We start from the raw sequence: 18,124 nt of genomic DNA, 5'->3' as shown, positions 1-18,124 counted from the left end.
AGTACTTGTAAGATGAGATACAAAACCGTTCGCATGACCACTGCTCAGGTTCGCGGTGTGGGACTCGAGGAGAACCAGCGGCAGCGACCAGCCGCAGCTTTCAGGAACAGTAGCGCATGAGGTCCTCCGTTCGCACGTGGGTCGACGACCACCGAATCGCGAGTTTCCTGGCGGTCACCTACGGGTTCACGTGGACGATACAGGGACTGCTCGCGGCCTCGGGGATGGGGGCATCGTGGACGCTCTCGATTCTGGTCGGCTTCGGAGGGTTCGGTCCGCCAGTCGGTGCTGCCGTCGTCGTCTGGGCGTCTGGCGGCAGTCTCCGCTCGTGGGTCGGCCAGTTCTTCCGCTGGCGCATCGGGGGGCGCTGGTGGGCGGCAGCCCTCCTGGTTCCGCTGGTCGTCCTCGCGCTCGGGAGCGGTCTCTACGTCGCGCTGGGCGGGCCCGTCGACATCGCGGCGTTGCCGTTCCCGGGCATCTACCTGTTCGTGATGGTCTGGGGCACCGTCTGGGGCGGCGGGCAGGAGGAACTCGGCTGGCGCGGGTTCATGGTGCCAGTGCTCCAGGAGCGATACAGCGCGCTCGCCACGAGTCTCCTGGTCGGTCTGGCGTGGGCCGGCTGGCACCTGCCGCTGTTTCTGAACGCCAACACGACTCACGCCGGCTGGCCGCTCTCACAGCAACTCATCTGGGGCGGGACCATCCTCGCAGGGTCGGTCCTGTGGACGTGGATGTACAACAACACGGGGAGCGTCCTCGCGGCCGCCGTCTTCCACGCCGGCATGAACAGCATCGGCGTCTTCCATCCCGCTGACAGGGCAGCGCTCGTCCCGGGCGGGATTCCGGACCCGTGGCTGAACTTCCTCGCTGAGATCTCCTCGGCCGTCGTCCTGGTCGGCATCGCCGTCCTCGTCGTGCTGGTCTTCGGGGCCGAGCGCCTCTCCAGTACCGAGGTCCCCGACACCAGCGTACTCGGACTCGACAGCGGGACGTCACGACCGGCCGGTCAGTCAGGGAGACCCTCGGATGCCGGCCCGGACAGGCAGTGATGAGCGTCATTCAGCCTGAACGGGCACACGAACGTGGCTGAACGACCCAGCTTCTCGAGGCCCGGCGTCGAATCGCCCGCGCCGAAGGTGTGAGAGCGCTGGCGCACCACGCCGACTCTCTTCCGGGACGTCGTCCGGACGACACCGACCACGTCTCCGGGAGCGACTGACTCAGGGTGGCTAACCCGGGACTGTAGCGCTTCCAACCGCCGTCCGGCGAGGCATTCACTCGACTGTTTCTCGACCGATAACGGTCTCCATCCCCAGGTCATACAGGGAGAAGCCGACGTTCTCGGTCGCTTCGTCGAACACCCGAAACGGCTGAAACCACTCGTTGAGCGTTGTCTCGTCGATATCGGCCTCCCATTTTTCCACCGGCCCACGCACGTGGATGCTCCAGGACTCTTTCGTAGAGGCCTCGTAGCACACGAACGTTGCAGTCTCGGTCGTCTCGAGGAATCTCCCCTTCTCACTCTCTTCGTCGTGATCGCTCACTCGGAGGAGCAGCCTGCTCCCGTCGTAGTGATAGCTCAGCGGGATCGCGTACGCCTCGTTGTCTTCCGCTAGTCCGAGGACACCGTGTTCGCCGGCCCGCAGGCGGTCGTCGATGTCTGCCTCGGTCATTCCGCTCGTGTACACGTATTCGACGTGGTCCATACGTGCTGATACGATGTGACGCGTAAAGTAGCGTGGTGTCAAAGGCCCCAGACGAGCGAGATTCCGACAGTGGCAACGACGGCAAGCAGTAACTGGAGCGGACCACCGACTTTCAGAAAGTCTGTGAACCTGTAGCCGCCAGGACCGTAGACCATGAGATTCGTCTGGTAGCCAACCGGCGTCATGAACGAGGTAGCGGAAGCGAACATCACCGCAAGCAGGAACGCGAATTCGTTTGCGCCGAGTCGGGCAGCTGCATCGACGCCGACCGGAATCATGAGGACTATCGTCGCGACCGGCGTGATGACGCTCGCTAACAGGCTCGCCATCACGTACAGACTGAAGAGCACACCGATCAACGGCATGATCTCTGCGGCGCTGACCAGAATCCCCGAGACGATGGCTGCGCCCCCTGTCTCTTCGAGGGCGATTCCCAGCGGAATGACGCCCGCTAACAGGAACACGACGTTCCAGGAGACCGCTCTGTAGGCATCCGACGGCGTCAGACAGCCGGTGACGACCATCGCGACGACTCCGGCGAGTGCCGCGATTACGATCGGCAGGAGGTCCAGGGCCGCAACGAGGACGACGCCGGCGAGGATTCCCACTGCAACAGGTGTCTTCGTGGATAGGGGTGCGATTTCGTCGATGTCCGTCGTAGCCAACCGTTTGAACGCGCTCTCGTCCACGACAATCAGGCCCCCTGTATCAGTGAAGTACCGAATCGATGCAGGCGTCGTTCGCATCAAGAGCAAGTCTCCGGGCTGGAGGACCGTTTCGGGTATGTCAGTGCGAATCAGTTCGCCCCCGCGGCGCACGGCGAGGACTGTCGTTCGATGGTAGTCTCGAAACCCCGTTTCTGTGACCGTCTCGCCCACGTACGCCGAATGCTCGGGCACGACTGCTTTCGCCAGGACACCATCGGTCGCCGTCGACTCGAAGGTGTCCTCGGTGACCGGGTCCCTGACGCGCTGTCTGAGGGTGGCTGCTTCGCGGAACTGGTTTACGGCCTGCAGCGACCCGTGGACGACAAGTGTATCACCGGCCTCGATGGGCCGATCCGAGTGCGGGCCGGCGTAGGCGTCGCCATCGCGGCGCACCTGGAGGATACGGACATCGGGGTGGGCTTCGTCGAACGCGTCGATAGACGTCCCAACGACCGTCGAGTCCGGACGTACCTGGAGGCGTGTCAGATAGTTATCGAGGTCGAACTCCGAAACTGCGTCCACGTCGGCGGGAATGCGGGCGGGGATGAGCCGCCAGCCGACTGTCAACAGGTACGCGAGGCCGACGATGAACAGTACGAGTCCCAGGCCGGTAAACTCGAACATCCCGATTCCGTCGCGACCGTCGATGAGAAGCCGAGCGAAATCACTCGCGAGAATATTTGTCGACGTTCCGATGAGGGTAAGCAAGCCACCGAGGATTGCGGCGTATGAGAGCGGTAGGAGGAGTCTTGACGGACTGATGTTCGCGTTCTCCGCGAGCTCTATTACCATCGGGACGAAGACGGCCACGACCGGCGTGTTGTTCACGAACCCGGCGATGGGGCCGGTCGCACACACCGTGGCGACGAGCGCGCGAAACTCTTGGCCGGCGGTGAAATCGGCCAGATAGACACCCAGCCGTGCGACGATACCCGTATCCTGGATTCCGGCGCTCAACATATACATCGCGATGATCGTGACGGTCGCTGGGTTCGCGAACCCGGAAATAGCGTCACTGGCACCAACGGTGGTCCACGGCTCTAGCACAACGAGCGCGGTCACTACGGCGATTGCGGTGATATCGTTCGGCAGGATTTCCGTGATAAACGCGATGAGTGTCACCAGGACGAGGAGAAATACGACGGCAACACCGGGAATCTCAGAGAAGAACATACGTACTCCGACTCGCGGCTCAGTCTTTATCGTTGCCCTCTATCCGACACTTACAGCGCGTGTCACAGTCAAGAAAGGACGGGGGGACTGGGAACAGCGTCAGCAATCCCCAGGCCCCGGGAGGCGTCGCTTCAGACGACGGGTCCGGAATATCGTGGCAACCGACCGGGTCCCGCTATTCGTACAGCGTGTGTTCAGGATACCGTCTGCAAGAGGGGTTCGTTCGCCCTCGCTTCGATGCGGCGGTCCACGAGGACTCAGCGAAGGTAGTGGTAGCTCGCGCCGAGAACCAGCCCGAAGGCGAGATGCGTGACCAGCCCCATCAGGCCGAGGTTCGGTAGCGGCGGCGGGTTGGGAAAGCCGACGGCCGACAGCCACAGCGGCATGCCAACGCCGGCGGCACCGACCCAGAGGACGACGCCATACGCGAGGCCGATACCGACGACAGCGCCCACCGACTCTGAGGCCGCTGCCAGTCGGGGGTGTGACAAGGCCGCGACGAAGACGACGCCGAACACCGCGCTTATCGACATGTGGACGACCCAGCCAGCGATTCCACCGGTCAGGCCGACGAGCGCCGGTATCGCGTTCTCGATTACGGGCGGCATCAGCAGCGAAAACAGCACGCCCATCACGAACCCGCCGATCAATCCCGCTTCCACGCCGCGTTGCCACGACGCGCCGCCTCGTACCGCTCCGGTCTGTTCGATGCCCTGCGTCTGTTGTTGTGCTTCTTGTGCCATTGTACTAACAGGAGTCTAGATACACTCAGTTGACATAAGCCGTGCAGATTGTTCACAAAACCCGTCACCGGTCGGTTCGGGTTCCAGATTCTGTCTCTCCAGCACGCTACCCGGTTGTCCTCCCTACTCTACCTGTCACGTCTGCCGAAAGCCGACCCATCCACCCGGTAGGCTCTTCAGTCGGCGTTTCGGTACCGTATCAACTAACGGTGAATCACCGGGGGACGGTCTCAGCGAATTCCTGGGCCTGACCGACAGCGCCGCCGATTTTCTTCGGACTCCCTGCAAACAAGACCGCCCCAGTCACGCGCCGCGGAGGACTCCCCTGATAGCACTGATAGCCTCCTCGAACGCCGAGACGTCCATGCTGTCGGCGGTGAAGAGTACACCGGCATCGTCCTGAATCACCCTCACGACGAAGCCGTTCTCGTGGAACCGGACGGTGAACTCGTACTGCCCGATATCTGACCCGGTCTCCCTGTGGGCGAGTGCCGTCCGAACCGGTTCCTCCGCGAATCCCACTCGTTCGAGGTCGACCAACTGAGCCTTCGCCTTCCGAGCAGCGTCCTCGGACGAGTAGAGGTCCTGTCGGACGTACAATAAGTCGAACCCTGACGGCGTGAAATACACCACGCTCCTGAGCGTATCTCCGAGGCTGGTGCGGGTGGCGCTTACGAGGCTGTCGGCCGTGTCACTACCGATGTCTGTTTCCACTGACTCTGTCGACATACGTCGTACTAATAGCGTCACGTCATATCAAGCATTTCGCTGCCGTTCCGGGTAGATCGACCGACACCGCAGTCTCGAACGAGACAGGGCCTGTATCTCTGGAGAGTTCCTTCCCGAGACCGGTTCCTGGGACGGTACTGACCTCGATTCACGCAGTCTCATCTGGGTTCGCAAAACCACGAGACGGTCACCGCGGCAACAGTTATTCTACTCCCCCTTCAATCAGAATCTGTATGTCCGAAGACAGTACGGCGGAGGCGGCTAGTGACGCGATCGAACCCGGCAAACTGACGTCGAATGAAAACGACAGAGCAGAGCTGTACGCGTCTCTGGAGGGGTGACGCCGATGGCAGACGACCATCCGCCACGCGACTCGCCGGAGTGGGACAATCCCGACCTCTGCCCGTTCTGCGGGGCGACGCTTTCCGACGGCGGCATCGGGTTTATCGAACACATCGACGATGCGCCGAGTTGCAAGGCCCGATTCGAAGCCTGGCGAGACCACATCCGAGACGACATCGGCAGTGAATGGTGAGTATAGAATCCGCCTCCGAGCCACCGCAGCGGCCGTACTCGGCCAGGTTCCGCCTCAGCCGCTGATAGGGTCGACAGAGGCGTTCTGTTGAACCGTAATGAAGCCTCCAGTCACTGTCGTTGGACGCCGATGAAATAGGCCGGGTTCCGGCTCCACTGTCGTTCGAACACCGTCTGGAATGCGAAGATGACCTCCCATCCGTTTGCTCTCGCGAATCGCTGCCGGAGCTCACGCGGGGTAATACCATAGATAGACCGATTGTCCCGGCGAGCGTCCCCGAGTACACAGTAGAGGCCGCCACTCGGGATGACATCGGAGAGACCGGCTACGAATCGGTCCCGTTCGGTGGCACTCAAAATGTGGAACATCGCCGAATCGACCACGGTCCGGAAGCTAAAACCCCGATCGCCGAGGCCTGCGAGGTCGGTCGCGTCCCAGACGAGAAACTGCGCGCTGATCCGCCGCCAGCGTGCCTTCTCTCTTGCTTTCCGAACCGCAAGCGGGGACAGGTCGATTCCGAGAACGTCGTGTCCGTGTCGGGCGAGAAACAGCGATAGTTCGCCCGTGCCACAGCCGACGTCGAGGACGGGACTCCTGGCGAGTCCCGCATCAACTAGCTGTACGAACGCCCGCTGGGGGTGCCCGATATCCCAGTTCGGGACACCGGCGTACGCCGCGTCGTAGACGTGTGCAATCGGTCGCTGTCCGGCGGGCGCTGAACCGCTCATCGCACCCACCACACGCTGTGACGAGTCACGAATCGGGACCACGGTACCGTCATCGGTGTGTGTTTCGACGGCTTATGAGAAGGTAGTATCGCTCCATCGACACATTCGGACGCCGCTCAAACTCGCCCGGCTGGGATTTCGCTCCGCGGATAGCCTCGGCGGAGCCTTTCAGACCCTGCGGGACGTACAGCACGTTGAGTGCTGACGGCGTGAGATACACCAAACCGAACGCTACTGACCCTCTGCTCTGCTGTGAGTTGGCCGATTCAGGAACCGGACACATCCCCTGATTCGGATCCGGGGTCGCGAACCCACATCACTGGGGCCGGGGACTTGCGGACGAGTTTGGAACTGACACCACCCATGACGTACCTGCTGAAATCGGTCTGCCCGTGTGTCCCCATAATTGCGAGATCGATTTCGTTCTCGTCGATGTAGTCGCAAATCACCTTCGAGGGGTCACCCTGCTTGACTACGCTGGTGATTGTATCAAGCGACGAGTCCTCGGTTCTCTCGGTCGCCTCGGTCATGATCTCGTTTGCTTGCTCGGTCAGTTCCCCCTCTTTCAGGACGGACCGCGCGTCGGGTCCGAGGCTGCCGGTCTCGACAACGTGAAGCAGGTGGAGCGTGGCGCCCGTTGCCCTCGCGATACTGATCCCCTCCGTCAATGCGAGTTCTGCGCCACGGCTTCCGTCCGTTGGCACGAGGAGGTGTCGAGGCGGATACGTGAGTGGTCGAACTCCCTCGGGGTTGACCGCCACGACAGGTATCTCCGCGGTGTTGATGACACGTTCGGTGACGCTCCCGAGAAGGAGCCGGTGGATCCCACGCCGACCGTGTGTCGGCATAACGATACAATCGATGCTGGACCGCTGGCTGTAATCGATAATCATCTCGTGCGGGTCACCCTGGTGGACCGCAGTGACAACGGGAACTCCGTCATCCCTCGCGTGCTGTGCGGCTTCCTCCACGATGCGTTGCCCTTCGTTTTCGAGAACGTCGATGACCTCTCCGCGAATAGCGGTGACACTGTCTCGTCCGGTATCGGCGACATTGAGGATGTGAACCGTCGCCTCATGTTCGGACGCTATCTGCAGCGCGTACTCCAGAGCCGATTCTGCAGGGTCGCTGCCGTCAGTCGGGAACAGGATACGATCGTACATACTGGTATGTAGGTAATCGAGGGCAACCCAGTTATGTTGTTAGGGTTACTTGACTGTGGCCTCTGGAGCCTCCCTCCCCGGACTGGTTTCCCGACGTCGAACTGCCCACGTCGATAGAGCGCCGCCGACACACGTTTTTTACGGTGACCCCCCAACGTGTTCAGATATGGCAGCAGTCCGACGCCTCGTCATCGACGTACTGAAACCACACGACCCGCCCCTACTGGCGTTCACCGATCAGGTTGCTGAACTCCAAAGTGTCGATGGAGTAACGTCGTCTCTGATCGAACTGGACCAGGAAGTTCAAAACATCAAGCTCACGTTCGAAGGCGAAGACGTGGACTTCTCGGCGATCGAAGAAAAGGTCGAAAGCCTCGGCGGTTCAGTGCACTCTGTGGACCAGGTTGCCTGTGGCGACCACGTCGTGACGGACCGACGCACGTTACAGGATGCCTGAGGAGCCGTGGCATCTATTCGAAACCTCTTGGGGCGTCTCCTCGAAAAGGAGGATGTCCTCGCGATCTCGCGTCGCTACTTCATCTCGAACGGGTTCGACGGGACGCTCACGAGCATTGGTATCATCGTCGGCGCCGTCCTTTCGGGAGTCCCAGACGGGTACACTGTAATCAAAATCGGACTGGGCGCGGCGGTCGGTCTCGGGACCTCAGCGGTCTGGAGCGTCTGGGAAATCGAACGTGCCGAAACCAGGGCCGAGATCAGACGTATCGAGCGAGCGATGCTCACGGACCTGGACGATACCCGGGTTCAACGGGACCAGAGCGGCGCCCGCATCGTACACGCCATCATGAGCGGGCTGGGGCCACTGATCGGGATTCTCATTCCGTTGACCCCCTTCGTCGTAGAGGGCACCGTCGTCACGATGCAGGAGGCGGCACTCATCGCGGTCGGCTTAGGTATCGGAGTGTTGGGTGTGTTCGGCGCCTACATGGGGTCGATCTCCGGACAGCGGTGGTACGTCGCTGCGGCCCGGATGGGGCTGGCCGGACTGGTCGTTGCAGTCCTCAACTTCTTTCTTCCGGGGTGAGAAGCTTCAGCCCATCCCTTCTCACTGATCAGTCCTCAGACCGTCCGTATTCGAATCCACAATACGAGCACCCACCGTTTTATTCACCTCCCTGCTCTACGTGACGTATGCTCGCCCGGATTCTCGTTCCGATGGACGACTCTGATATGGCCCAGGCGGCGATCGAATACGCGCTCGAAAACCATCCAGACGCCGATATCACTGTCCTGCACGTCGTGGGCGAACCGTCGCCCATGTGGGGCAAGGCGACCGGACTCGCCCTCGAAGATGATGTCGGAAAGGCGGCCACAGAACTCGCACAACCGGTATTCGATCGTGCACGGGAACTCGCAGCGGAGCACGAACTCGATATCGACACCGAGGTTCGGCTCGGGAGTCCAGCCCGAGCGATTCTAAACAGAGCTGAGGACTTCGACGCGGTCGTAATCGGGAGCCACGGCGGTTCGTTGACTGACCGGATGCTCGTCGGCAATATCGCACAGAAAGTGTTCCGTCGGTCGCCGGTCCCCGTAGTAGTCGTTCGGTGATTCTCTCGGGCCCCTCGAAAGCAAGCCCGTCTGCCTGTACTCTGCTGTCCGGGTCACCATTCACGTGCTGTTTTCGTGCTCAGGTTTCGGCCCTGGGGCGTACTACTTCTATAGTCCGCTCGCTTCGTGAGAACTCCGTACTGAACCTCCTCGCAAATCGCTCGTAACCAATCGCTTACTTAGTCGTCCCGACTCTCTTCTAACGACTCCAACGCCTTCCGGAGCGATTCTCGACCCTCCTCAAGGTCTTTGGAGACGTCGGGATCCTCTATCTCCTGCATAGCGAGCCGGACCTGTTTAATCGCTTCTTCTAGTCTGTTCGTAACGTCCATGCCTGACATTTCAACCAAATATCATAAAAATCACGTGGTTCCCCGCTGTCCTATCGCCCCGCTGGGACGGACCCCTCTTACCAACGGCGGCGCGTTCATTGGTCCGGTGAGCGGTTCGTGGTTGCGTTCCAGCGTCGCCACCGATGCCCGACGAGATGTCACAGACGCTCCATACTGTCCCATCGGTCCACCTGTTCGCTTGCACCGAGCGGTATCCGATACGTGAGTGCGGTTCCATGTGGCTCGTTGTCTGTCCTCTCTATGGTCCCGCCGAGTGCGGTTACTGTCCAGTAAATCAGCCACAGTCCAATGCCAGTACTGTGTGCGAGTGCGGTTTCTTCCCCAGCGTTGATGACGTCCCACTGCTCCGGAGGAATCCCTGGTCCGTCATCAGTAATCTGGATCCGGATCTCCGATTCGGTCTCGGTCTGGTCGACTTCCACCGTGACGTGTGGCTGTGACTGGGTGTTGTGGACGATCGCGTTTTCGAGCGCTTCGTCGATCGCCAGCTGGAGTAAACTCCCGTTTTGAATCTCGACCGCGGGGTCGATATCCATCCGGAGAGCAATCTCGGCAGCCGGATGTTGCCTGCGCCGTGCCTCGATGAACCCCTCGATTGCACCGACAGAAAGCGAATGCTGGGAATGGCGTCGGTGGAAGAGCTCACGTATCGTTCGGGTCTTATTACTGAGTTCCTCCAGTTTCTTCGCGTGTTCCCGGATCGTTTGCACCGCGGCGCTGTGCTCTGTTTCGTCTAGCTCGGTTTCGAGCAGGTCTGCATGCCCGTCGATTGCCGTCACTGAATTGCGAATGTTATGTCGCAGCAACCGGTCCATTACCGATACCACCTCTTCGATGAACCGTGCATCGGTGATGTCTTCCTCAATAGCGACGAAATGCGTGATCTCGCCTTGCTCGTCTGTTATCGGAGCGATCTTCTGCTTGATACGATACCGTTCGCCGGAGGAGCGACGGTTGACGAGTTCCGATTCCCACACCTCTCCAGCGGTGATTGTCTCCCACATCCTTCTGTAAAACCCCTCCTCCTGTTGGTCTGATTTCAGTAACCGGGGGTTTTCTCCGATCGCTTCCTCGGCTGTATAGCCCGTTGTCCGTTCGAATGCGGGGTTGACGTACTCTATCGTGCCGTCAGCATCCGTAATGAACACTGCCTGCTCAATCGCATCCGCCTGTAGTTCAAAGAGGGTCCGCTCCTGATCGTACAGTTTCTCGTCGGAGATGTCCTGTTGGAACCCGAGAAAGTGAGTGACGGTTCCGTTTTCGTCTCGGACTGGCTGAACGGAGAGCCGGTTCCAGAACATCGATCCGTCCTTCCGGTAGTTCCGAATCTCGGCGGTAATCGGTTCCTTTGCATCGATTGCGTTTCTGATCTCTGCAACGGTCTCTTCACTCGTCTCTTCGCCCTGGAGGAACCGACAGTTCCGACCGAGAATCTCGTTCTCCGGGTACCCACTCAGTTCCACGAAGCCGTCGTTGACGTAGATGAGCGGTTCGTCGTCCCGGGTTGCATCAGCAACGGAGATGCCGATGGGCGACGCATCCAGAGTGCGTTCCGAGAGGGTCGGCGGCAACTCACTGTTGATGTCGAAAAACAGAGTTTGGATTCGCTCGGCACCGTTCCACTCAACGGCCGTACTCAATGCGATGACGATTTCAGATTCGAGGTCAGGTCCGGTAAGCTCGACCGTGTGGCCAGCCGTGGATAGCTCTCCGGAGTGGATCCTGTCGAACTGCGCAGCTACGGCGTCCTGCTGATGTTCCGCTATAAAATCAGAGAGCGATTCCCCGACGAGCGAGTCGGGTGAGTCGTATTTCAGCAACGCGAGACCGGAGTCACTGATATAGAGAATCCGTCCGTTCTCGTGGACGACGAACGGGATCTGTTCGTGACCCACCTTCCGAGCACTCATAAACAGGTGTTTACACTCCGCTCATAAAGACATATGCTCGCATAGTGACAGCTAACTGTCGTTACACAACTCCTGGCAGTAACGCTACCGGAACGGCTTATGTATAAATTGTATGAAATATACTGGCCACCCCTGATATCCCGCGGTCACCGCTGCCCGACAGCGCGGCCCGACCGTTCCTGCGTTTTCAGGGCCCATACGTTGGGATTTTCCTGCAGTTCGTACTCGGAGAGTAGGTTAGACTGGTACGCGTTGTCGGCGAGTGACTCACGTGCGGTGTCCCACTCTTTGATTTCGATCCGGTCGAGCGGTCCGGCGACGATTACACTCCGCCACGAACCGTCCGGGTTGACGTCGAAGGTGGTGAAACTCGCTATATCAGCCTGTTCCGCGTACGTCTCTTTCCGGAGTTCGGTGGTTGCGCCCAGAAACACGAAGTACAGTGTGTCATCTCCGTCGTATCCGAACGACAACGGCACGCCGTATGGCACTCCGTCAGCGGCCATCGACAGGACACCGACGCCTCGCTCTGTCAGCACTTTGTCGATGTCTGATTCGTCCAGTTCTGTGCCGAGTAAGGGCTGGTAATCTGAACTCATAGGCGGAACATGTGCCTTGAACTGAATTAAAACCCGACAGGATTCTCAGTACCTCGGAACGTGGCTCTGGATTGACGAACCCGGTGAACAGGCACGCGAGAGTTTGTTACCCGGGAGTCCGAAGGGACGGTATGGCGATAGACCCACTGACTAACGACGAAGTCCTGGCAGTACTCGAAGACTGTGAGGCGACGGCGGTCCCGACAGCGCACATCTCGGCGCGCCTCGACGCCCCGAAACCGTATGTCGCGACACATCTCCAGCAGCTCGCACTGAAGGGCCTGGTTGGGTTCAACACGCACCGGGGTGTCCGTCGCTGGCGACTCACACCCGCGGCGAAGTCTGCAGGCGAGTAGGGACCAGTGTCTCGTCGGTTGGCCCCTCCTCACTGGGATGTCTCGGAACGCGGGTCCGCGCTCTGAAACGTATGCACTGACACGTGACCTGTCGCATTATCCATGGATAAAACGGCCTCCGACACCAGAGTTGGACAGTGCCAAGACATCTAATACGGCTTTTGGTCATCCAAAGACATACCATTCGGATTTGGACTTATATATCTCTTTAATATTTTCTTAAAAGTGTGAGTATACATACGATTAGTTCTAATGAGATATCTGCATTCACCGGTCTGGAACTATATAAACCATCCCAGTATACAGTACTACTCAGCCCGAATTTGTACATCGAATGAGGGTTTGACACTCGCTCCCGAGAGCGAATCAGGAAACTACCAGGGGAACATTATTGCCACATCGGACAGTGAAGCGGTGTATGGACCGTGACTCGAAGTACCAGTCAGCCCAGTGGTTGCGAGATGAGATTCGTGACGTCCTGAACTTCTACTACCCACAGTGTATTGACGACGACGCGGGTGGGTACATTGCCCAGTTCGATGAGGAGACGGGCGAAGTGTACGACCGCTCGTCAAAACACCTGGTTGCCACGTCGAGATTCGTCGTCAATCACTGCGTTGGGGCAAACCTCGACGGGCCTGACTGGTGTCTGCCCGCCGCCGAACACGGGCTCCAGTTCCTGCAGACCCATCAACGCGACACTGCCCGTGGCGGGTATCACTGGCTCCTCGAGGGGAGAGACCCGCGCGACTCGAGGCGCATCTGTTACGGCCATGCGTTCGCGTTCCTGGCGCTTGCCCGTGCTGTCGAGGTCGGTATTCCTGACACGGCGGACGACCTTGAGCAACTGTACCAGTTCCTGATTGACCGCTTCTGGGAGCCGGAACACGGGCTCTGCAAGAGCGAGTACGACCCGGACTGGACCGCGGCTGCCGAGTATCGCGGCCAGAACGCGAATATGCACATGTGTGAGGCGATGATAGCTGCCTACGAGGCAACTGCCGAACCGCGGTATCTCGAGCGGGCGATGACTATCGCTGAGTCACTCACACGTGAGTTGGCGGAGGAAACGGACGGACTCATCTGGGAACACTACACCCCTGACTGGGAGCACGATTTCGACTACAACCGGGACGATCCGAGACACACGTTCCGGCCGTGGGGATATCAGCCGGGGCACCAGATAGAATGGGCGAAACTGTTGTCGGTCCTGGCACGGCACGAGAACGCGGAGTGGCTCGTTCCCAGGGCCGAGGAACTGTTTGCGGCAGCGATCTCCCACGGCTGGGATGACGCTGCTGGCGGCTTCTACTATTCATTCGATCTGAATAGGGAACCGCTGGTCAGAGACAAGTACTCCTGGGAGGTCGCAGAGGGGATCGGTGCCGCGGCGGTCCTCTACGACGTAACCGGAGACACAGAGTATCGGACGTGGTACGATACGTTCTGGCAGTACGCCGAGGACAATCTCATCAATCAGGACTCGGGAAACTGGTACACCAAAGTGACGGAGGCAAACGACCCGGTTCCCACGAAATCGGGAGTTGCTGTAGAGCCCGGATACCATCCTATCGGCGCCTGCCTCGAAGGCATTCGTTCCTACTCCTGACTCCTCCCGATAGTACCGACGCATGGGGCGTGTCACAGACCTGACTCGGTTTTGTCCGACTCCCGTCCCGAACCGTCGCTTCGGTCCCGCCATCACGCAACGGTCTCACTGGCCGAGTCGGAGGTCCCGAGGAAAACATCAAAGAGGTGTGCTACCGTGTCATCGCTATGGTCCGAGATAACGTGTGGGTAGCGCTCGCAGTCGTCGCTCTCTCTGTAGGTCTCGGCGGGTGTCAGGCAGTATTCGGACCCAGCGAGCCACCACGGACAGAGACCGTGACGCCGGCACCCGTGCCCGCGGCTGCGACGCCTGCTCCGGTGAACACGACTGAGACACCACCGCCGAACGGCCGCGCACTCGGCGGTGTGTGGCCGGGCCAGTGGAGCGAGTTCGACCCCGGACTGTCGCCGACCGCGTATCGGGACGTAGAGCCGACGTGTGAGCGGTCGCCGGCGCTGGTGGTTCGCCTGCAGGTCGGTGCAATACTCACGGACAACGGGTCTCACCGCGGCATCGAGACGACGTGGCGGTTCCTCGCACCCGACTCGCGTCGTGGGTACAGCTCTGTCGACAACTACGTCGAGACGTTCCGAACGCGGTACCGACCGCTCCTGGATGCGGAGTCGGTCGCCCGCAGGCCGTTGCAGCGAAACGGCAGCGTCGCGGTCCAACCGCTTCGGGCCCACAGCAACGGGTCGACGACGACCTACCGGTGGCGTGTCGAACGCCGGCGGACGCCGCCTATGCAGGGGTGCTGGCTAACGACGGGGATACTCGAAGGGTCGGCCGGAGACGTGTGAGTATCGTTGAAATCCCCGAGAGACCGCTCCAGAGGCACACCTCGGATACCGTTAAGTCACTGGCTGTGAATCGCTAGCTATGCCTGGAGAGCGACACGCAGACCGCACAGTCGTCGTCACCGGCGCTGCGAGTGGCATCGGGCGTGGCATCGCGCGGCGGTTCGGCGCGGAGGGTGCAACGGTCGTCGTCGCGGACGTCCAGCGGGAGCCCAAACAGGGGGCCCGGTACGACAGCGACGTGACGACCCCGACGGACGTCGCTATCACCGAGGAGACGCCCGGTGCGGCCACGTACGTCGAGACCGACGTGGGCGACCCCGACAGCGTCGCCGCGATGGTCGAAACGGCGGTCGAGACCTGTGGCGGTATCGACGTCCTCGTCAACAACGCCGGCATCCAGGTCGTCGGGGACTCCCAGTCGACGACCATCGAGGAGTGGCAGCGGTCCATCGACGTCGACCTGAGCGGGGCGTTCTACTGCGCCAAGTTCGCCGTTCCACACCTCGTCGAACGCCAGGGACAGATAATCAACATCGGCTCCGTTCGGGGATTCGAAGGCGGCGGCGGGCCGCCGTACGCGGCGGCGAAAGGCGGCGTCGTCAACATGACACGGGACCTCGCGATGGAACTGGGGGAGGACGGCGTCCGGGTCAACTGTATCAACCCCGGCTACATCGAGACGCCGCTGCAGGACATCAACACCGACGAGGACGTCGCCAAGGCGGAGGAACACACGCTGTTGCCCCGGTTCGGGACGCCCGAGGATATCGGCGACGCCGCGGTGTTTCTCGCCAGCGACGAGGCGTCGTTCATCACCGGCGCGAACCTCGCGGTCGACGGCGGCTGGCTCGCACACAGCGGGCTGTGAACCCCAAACAGTTATTCTCGCTCCGGTGTCAGTACGTCTATGCAGTTCGACTGGATGGTCCAGTGCTACGCGGGCGCTGGCGTTCACCGAGACACACCGATGCTCGACAGCCTCGACCGGGAGACGGTCCTCCAGGGCGTGGATACGGCCGTCGACACCGGCCTCGAGGGACTGTGGGCACCCGACCACTTCATGCTCGGTCCAAAAGCCGAGGAGTTCGAGGTCTGGACGCTGCTGAGCGCGCTCGCCGAGCGGACAGACGAGGTCGACCTCGGACCCCTGGTCGGGTCGATTACGTACCGGAACCCCGCGTTGCTGGCGAAGATGGCGACGACTGTCGACGTGCTCTCGGAGGGGCGACTCCGGCTCGGGCTCGGGGCCGGCTGGCACGAGGAAGAACACCGCGCGTACGGCTTCGATTTCCCCGACGTCACCACCCGAATCGAGATGCTCGACGAGGGGATTCAGGTCGTCAAGGCGATGTTCACAGAGGAGAACCCGACCTTCTCGGGGGACCACTACACGATAGACGGAGCGCTGAACGAGCCGAAACCGGTCAGCCAGCCCCACCCACCGATTGTCGTGGGCGGAGCGGGGCCGGAGATGCTCCGCCTCGCCGCCCGACACGCCGACGAGTGGAACGTCGAGATCAGCGGCCGGGCCCGCGGGCGCTCAATCGGGTTCAAGGCCCGGAAGTTCGACGAGTACCTCGAAAACGAGGGGCGAGAGCCAGAGGAGGTCGAGCGGTCGTGGCTCGCACACGTGCTCGTCCGGGAGGACGATGCGGCCGTCGAATCGGCCGTCGAAGATATCTTCCCGCTCCCGTGGGGCGAGGAGTCTGACATGGACGACGAACTGAGCGACGCCGCCGAAGCCCGGGAGAAAGGCGACATGCTCATCGGGACGCCCGCACAGGTCGCCGAACAGATCGAGGATATCCGCGACCTCGGATTCGAGAAGCTCCAGCTTATGTTTCTGGACTTCCCGAACCACCGTGGGATGGAGCTGTTCGGCGACGAGGTCGCCCCGGAGTTCAGATAGCAGCCCGGGAGCGGCCGGTGGGATGGAAAACAGTTTTACAGAGCAGTCTGAATTACCAGCGTGATGGATTACCGACAGCTCGGCAGCACAGGGACTCGCGTCTCGGAACTCTGCCTCGGGACGTGGCGCTTCGGCAAGGAGACGAACGGCGTGGTCGAGACCGGCCGGGAGGAGGCCCACGGCCTGCTCGACGCGGCGTGGGACCGCGGTGTCAACTTCATCGACACCGCCAACGTCTACGGCTCCCCCCACGGCACCAGCGAGGAGTACATCGGCGAGTGGCTCGAGGACTACGACCGGGAGGACTTCGTCATCGCCTCGAAGGTGTACTTCCCGTTCGACGGCTGGGGCGAACCCGGTCCCAACGACTCGGGCCTGGGCCGCAAGCACATCCGCGCGCAGGTCGAGGGCACGCTTGACCGACTCGGGACAGACTACCTGGACCTGTACTACATCCACCGCTGGGACGAGGACAGCGACATCGAGGAGACGCTGCGGACGCTGAACGACCTCGTGCGGGAAGGCAAGGTCCACTACCTCGGGGCATCGACGATGGCCGCCTGGCAGCTGACGAAGGCCCTCTGGAAGAGCGACGTCGAGAGCCTCGAACGGTTCGAGGTGACCCAGCCGCTCCATCACGCCGGCTACTACGAGGACGTGCGTGACTACCTCGACGTGTGTGCCGACCAGGACATCGCGGTCTGTCCGTACTCGCCGCTTGCAGGGGGCTTTCTCACCGGGAAGTACGAACGCGCCGACCCGGACGACCCGGAGGCTGTCGAGGCCCCCGACGGGTCACGGGGGAGCTTCGACGACTTCTTCGACGACTACTACCTCTCCGAGCGGGGTTGGCACGTGCTCGACGAGGTCCGGACCGTCGCCACCGAGGCCGGCGCGACGCCGGCGCAGGTCGCCCTGCGCTGGCTGATGGACTGGGACGAGTTCACCTGCGTCCCTATCGTCGGGGCCCGCACCGTCGACCAGCTTGACGAGAACGTCGCCGCGACGGACGTCGACCTCTCGGACGCGCAGTGGGACCGCATCATGGACGCGCGGTACGACCCAGACGGGACCCTCTGGGGCCACTGACGACAGCGTCGCGACCCCGGTCGTCTCACTCGGCGTCGGGCTCGAACCGCCAGACCCGCGCCATGAACGGGATGCCCGCTTCCGGGTCGGCGTCGGCGTCGACACCCGACTGCTTGAACTGGCCGGTGTAGCGCTCCCACTCGGCGACGGCCTCGTCGCCGTCGACGGCGTCGAGGTAGGCGTCCAGGTCCGCACACTCCAGGATGCAGACCGCGACGTCGTCGCGGACGTACAGCTCGAACTCCTCGACGCCGCCCCGTTCCATCGCGTCGGTCACGCCCTCGGGAACGTCGTCGTGGGCCGCGACGTACGCCTCGCGCTGGTCGGGGTCGAGTCGCTGGACGTAGACGGCACGCTCGGTGTCTGCCATATGCACATCCACTCAGGGCGGGCAAATCAGCGTTACGGGGGCGGCAGCGGTGGGTATTAGTGGTCTCCCCTCG

Annotated in this window: 21 protein-coding genes; 11 read left to right on the top strand and 10 right to left on the bottom strand. The window is 61.4% G+C overall.

Going from position 1 to position 18,124, the window contains the following annotated elements:
• Positions 1 to 116: 116 nt before the first annotated feature.
• The gene (locus KZ498_RS14485; RefSeq protein WP_312619701.1) at positions 117 to 1,049 is read left to right on the top strand and encodes a type II CAAX endopeptidase family protein; all 933 of its coding nucleotides are present in this window, start codon (positions 117 to 119) and stop codon (positions 1,047 to 1,049) included.
• 225 nt (positions 1,050 to 1,274) lie between these two features.
• Here KZ498_RS14485 and KZ498_RS14480 read toward each other — a convergent pair whose 3' ends face one another.
• The 4 genes from KZ498_RS14480 to KZ498_RS14465 all read right to left on the bottom strand — a co-directional run bounded on the left by KZ498_RS14480 (position 1,275) and on the right by KZ498_RS14465 (position 5,058).
• A complete protein-coding gene (locus KZ498_RS14480) occupies positions 1,275 to 1,706 on the bottom strand; it encodes a pyridoxamine 5'-phosphate oxidase family protein (RefSeq protein WP_312619700.1) in 432 nt (143 codons plus the stop codon).
• Between the two features lie 38 nt (positions 1,707 to 1,744).
• Positions 1,745 to 3,586 (bottom strand): SLC13 family permease, encoded by a 1,842-nt coding sequence (locus tag KZ498_RS14475; RefSeq protein WP_312619699.1) that lies wholly within the window; start codon positions 3,584 to 3,586, stop codon positions 1,745 to 1,747.
• 257 nt (positions 3,587 to 3,843) lie between these two features.
• On the bottom strand, positions 3,844 to 4,329 hold the full coding sequence (locus tag KZ498_RS14470) for a histidine kinase (RefSeq protein ID WP_312619698.1): 486 nt from the start codon (positions 4,327 to 4,329) through the stop codon (positions 3,844 to 3,846).
• 303 nt (positions 4,330 to 4,632) lie between these two features.
• Positions 4,633 to 5,058 (bottom strand): hypothetical protein, encoded by a 426-nt coding sequence (locus tag KZ498_RS14465; protein ID WP_312619696.1) that lies wholly within the window; start codon positions 5,056 to 5,058, stop codon positions 4,633 to 4,635.
• A gap of 346 nt (positions 5,059 to 5,404) precedes the next feature.
• On the opposite strand from KZ498_RS14465, the gene KZ498_RS14460 reads away from it, so the two are divergent.
• Positions 5,405 to 5,593 (top strand): hypothetical protein, encoded by a 189-nt coding sequence (locus tag KZ498_RS14460; RefSeq protein ID WP_312619694.1) that lies wholly within the window; start codon positions 5,405 to 5,407, stop codon positions 5,591 to 5,593.
• Between the two features lie 110 nt (positions 5,594 to 5,703).
• Here KZ498_RS14460 and KZ498_RS14455 read toward each other — a convergent pair whose 3' ends face one another.
• A complete protein-coding gene (locus KZ498_RS14455) occupies positions 5,704 to 6,321 on the bottom strand; it encodes a methyltransferase domain-containing protein (RefSeq protein WP_312619693.1) in 618 nt (205 codons plus the stop codon).
• A gap of 266 nt (positions 6,322 to 6,587) precedes the next feature.
• On the bottom strand, positions 6,588 to 7,484 hold the full coding sequence (locus KZ498_RS14450; RefSeq protein WP_312619692.1) for a universal stress protein: 897 nt from the start codon (positions 7,482 to 7,484) through the stop codon (positions 6,588 to 6,590).
• A 166-nt stretch (positions 7,485 to 7,650) separates the two neighbouring features.
• On the opposite strand from KZ498_RS14450, the gene KZ498_RS14445 reads away from it, so the two are divergent.
• From KZ498_RS14445 to KZ498_RS14435, 3 genes are all read left to right on the top strand, one after another.
• Positions 7,651 to 7,941 carry a DUF211 domain-containing protein gene (locus KZ498_RS14445; RefSeq protein WP_312619691.1) on the top strand — a complete coding sequence of 97 codons (291 nt, stop codon included), beginning with the start codon at positions 7,651 to 7,653 and terminating at the stop codon, positions 7,939 to 7,941.
• A gap of 6 nt (positions 7,942 to 7,947) precedes the next feature.
• The gene (locus tag KZ498_RS14440; protein WP_312619690.1) at positions 7,948 to 8,529 is read left to right on the top strand and encodes a VIT1/CCC1 transporter family protein; all 582 of its coding nucleotides are present in this window, start codon (positions 7,948 to 7,950) and stop codon (positions 8,527 to 8,529) included.
• Positions 8,530 to 8,636: 107 nt separating this feature from the next.
• Entirely contained in the window at positions 8,637 to 9,056 is a 420-nt protein-coding gene (locus KZ498_RS14435) for a universal stress protein (RefSeq protein ID WP_312619689.1), read from the top strand.
• Between the two features lie 179 nt (positions 9,057 to 9,235).
• On the opposite strand, the gene KZ498_RS14430 is transcribed toward KZ498_RS14435, so the two are convergent.
• The 3 genes from KZ498_RS14430 to KZ498_RS14420 all read right to left on the bottom strand — a co-directional run bounded on the left by KZ498_RS14430 (position 9,236) and on the right by KZ498_RS14420 (position 11,918).
• Positions 9,236 to 9,388 (bottom strand): hypothetical protein, encoded by a 153-nt coding sequence (locus KZ498_RS14430; RefSeq protein WP_312619688.1) that lies wholly within the window; start codon positions 9,386 to 9,388, stop codon positions 9,236 to 9,238.
• A 158-nt stretch (positions 9,389 to 9,546) separates the two neighbouring features.
• On the bottom strand, positions 9,547 to 11,319 hold the full coding sequence (locus tag KZ498_RS14425) for a PAS domain-containing protein (protein WP_312619686.1): 1,773 nt from the start codon (positions 11,317 to 11,319) through the stop codon (positions 9,547 to 9,549).
• 146 nt (positions 11,320 to 11,465) lie between these two features.
• On the bottom strand, positions 11,466 to 11,918 hold the full coding sequence (locus KZ498_RS14420; RefSeq protein ID WP_312619684.1) for a pyridoxamine 5'-phosphate oxidase family protein: 453 nt from the start codon (positions 11,916 to 11,918) through the stop codon (positions 11,466 to 11,468).
• A 131-nt stretch (positions 11,919 to 12,049) separates the two neighbouring features.
• On the opposite strand from KZ498_RS14420, the gene KZ498_RS14415 reads away from it, so the two are divergent.
• The 6 genes from KZ498_RS14415 (at position 12,050) to KZ498_RS14390 (ending at position 17,681) form a co-directional block, all read left to right on the top strand.
• On the top strand, positions 12,050 to 12,274 hold the full coding sequence (locus tag KZ498_RS14415; protein WP_312619682.1) for a hypothetical protein: 225 nt from the start codon (positions 12,050 to 12,052) through the stop codon (positions 12,272 to 12,274).
• 418 nt (positions 12,275 to 12,692) lie between these two features.
• Complete coding sequence (locus tag KZ498_RS14410; RefSeq protein ID WP_312619681.1) at positions 12,693 to 13,883, top strand: AGE family epimerase/isomerase; 1,191 nt, start codon at positions 12,693 to 12,695, stop codon at positions 13,881 to 13,883.
• 167 nt (positions 13,884 to 14,050) lie between these two features.
• On the top strand, positions 14,051 to 14,683 hold the full coding sequence (locus KZ498_RS14405) for a hypothetical protein (protein WP_312619680.1): 633 nt from the start codon (positions 14,051 to 14,053) through the stop codon (positions 14,681 to 14,683).
• Between the two features lie 79 nt (positions 14,684 to 14,762).
• Complete coding sequence (locus tag KZ498_RS14400; protein WP_312619679.1) at positions 14,763 to 15,551, top strand: SDR family oxidoreductase; 789 nt, start codon at positions 14,763 to 14,765, stop codon at positions 15,549 to 15,551.
• A gap of 39 nt (positions 15,552 to 15,590) precedes the next feature.
• A complete protein-coding gene (locus tag KZ498_RS14395) occupies positions 15,591 to 16,592 on the top strand; it encodes an LLM class flavin-dependent oxidoreductase (RefSeq protein WP_312619678.1) in 1,002 nt (333 codons plus the stop codon).
• A gap of 63 nt (positions 16,593 to 16,655) precedes the next feature.
• Positions 16,656 to 17,681: an aldo/keto reductase gene (locus KZ498_RS14390; RefSeq protein WP_312619676.1), complete on the top strand. Its 1,026-nt coding sequence runs from the start codon at positions 16,656 to 16,658 to the stop codon at positions 17,679 to 17,681.
• A 25-nt stretch (positions 17,682 to 17,706) separates the two neighbouring features.
• Here KZ498_RS14390 and KZ498_RS14385 read toward each other — a convergent pair whose 3' ends face one another.
• Positions 17,707 to 18,051 carry an L-rhamnose mutarotase gene (locus KZ498_RS14385; protein ID WP_312619675.1) on the bottom strand — a complete coding sequence of 115 codons (345 nt, stop codon included), beginning with the start codon at positions 18,049 to 18,051 and terminating at the stop codon, positions 17,707 to 17,709.
• Positions 18,052 to 18,124: the final 73 nt, after the last annotated feature.

Source organism: Haloarcula sp. 1CSR25-25, assembly GCF_032027985.1.
In the GTDB taxonomy this organism is placed as follows: Archaea; Halobacteriota; Halobacteria; order Halobacteriales; family Haloarculaceae; genus Haloarcula.
The sequence above is the reverse complement of the archived record's forward strand: the minus strand, read 5'-3'. Positions and strand labels throughout refer to the sequence as shown.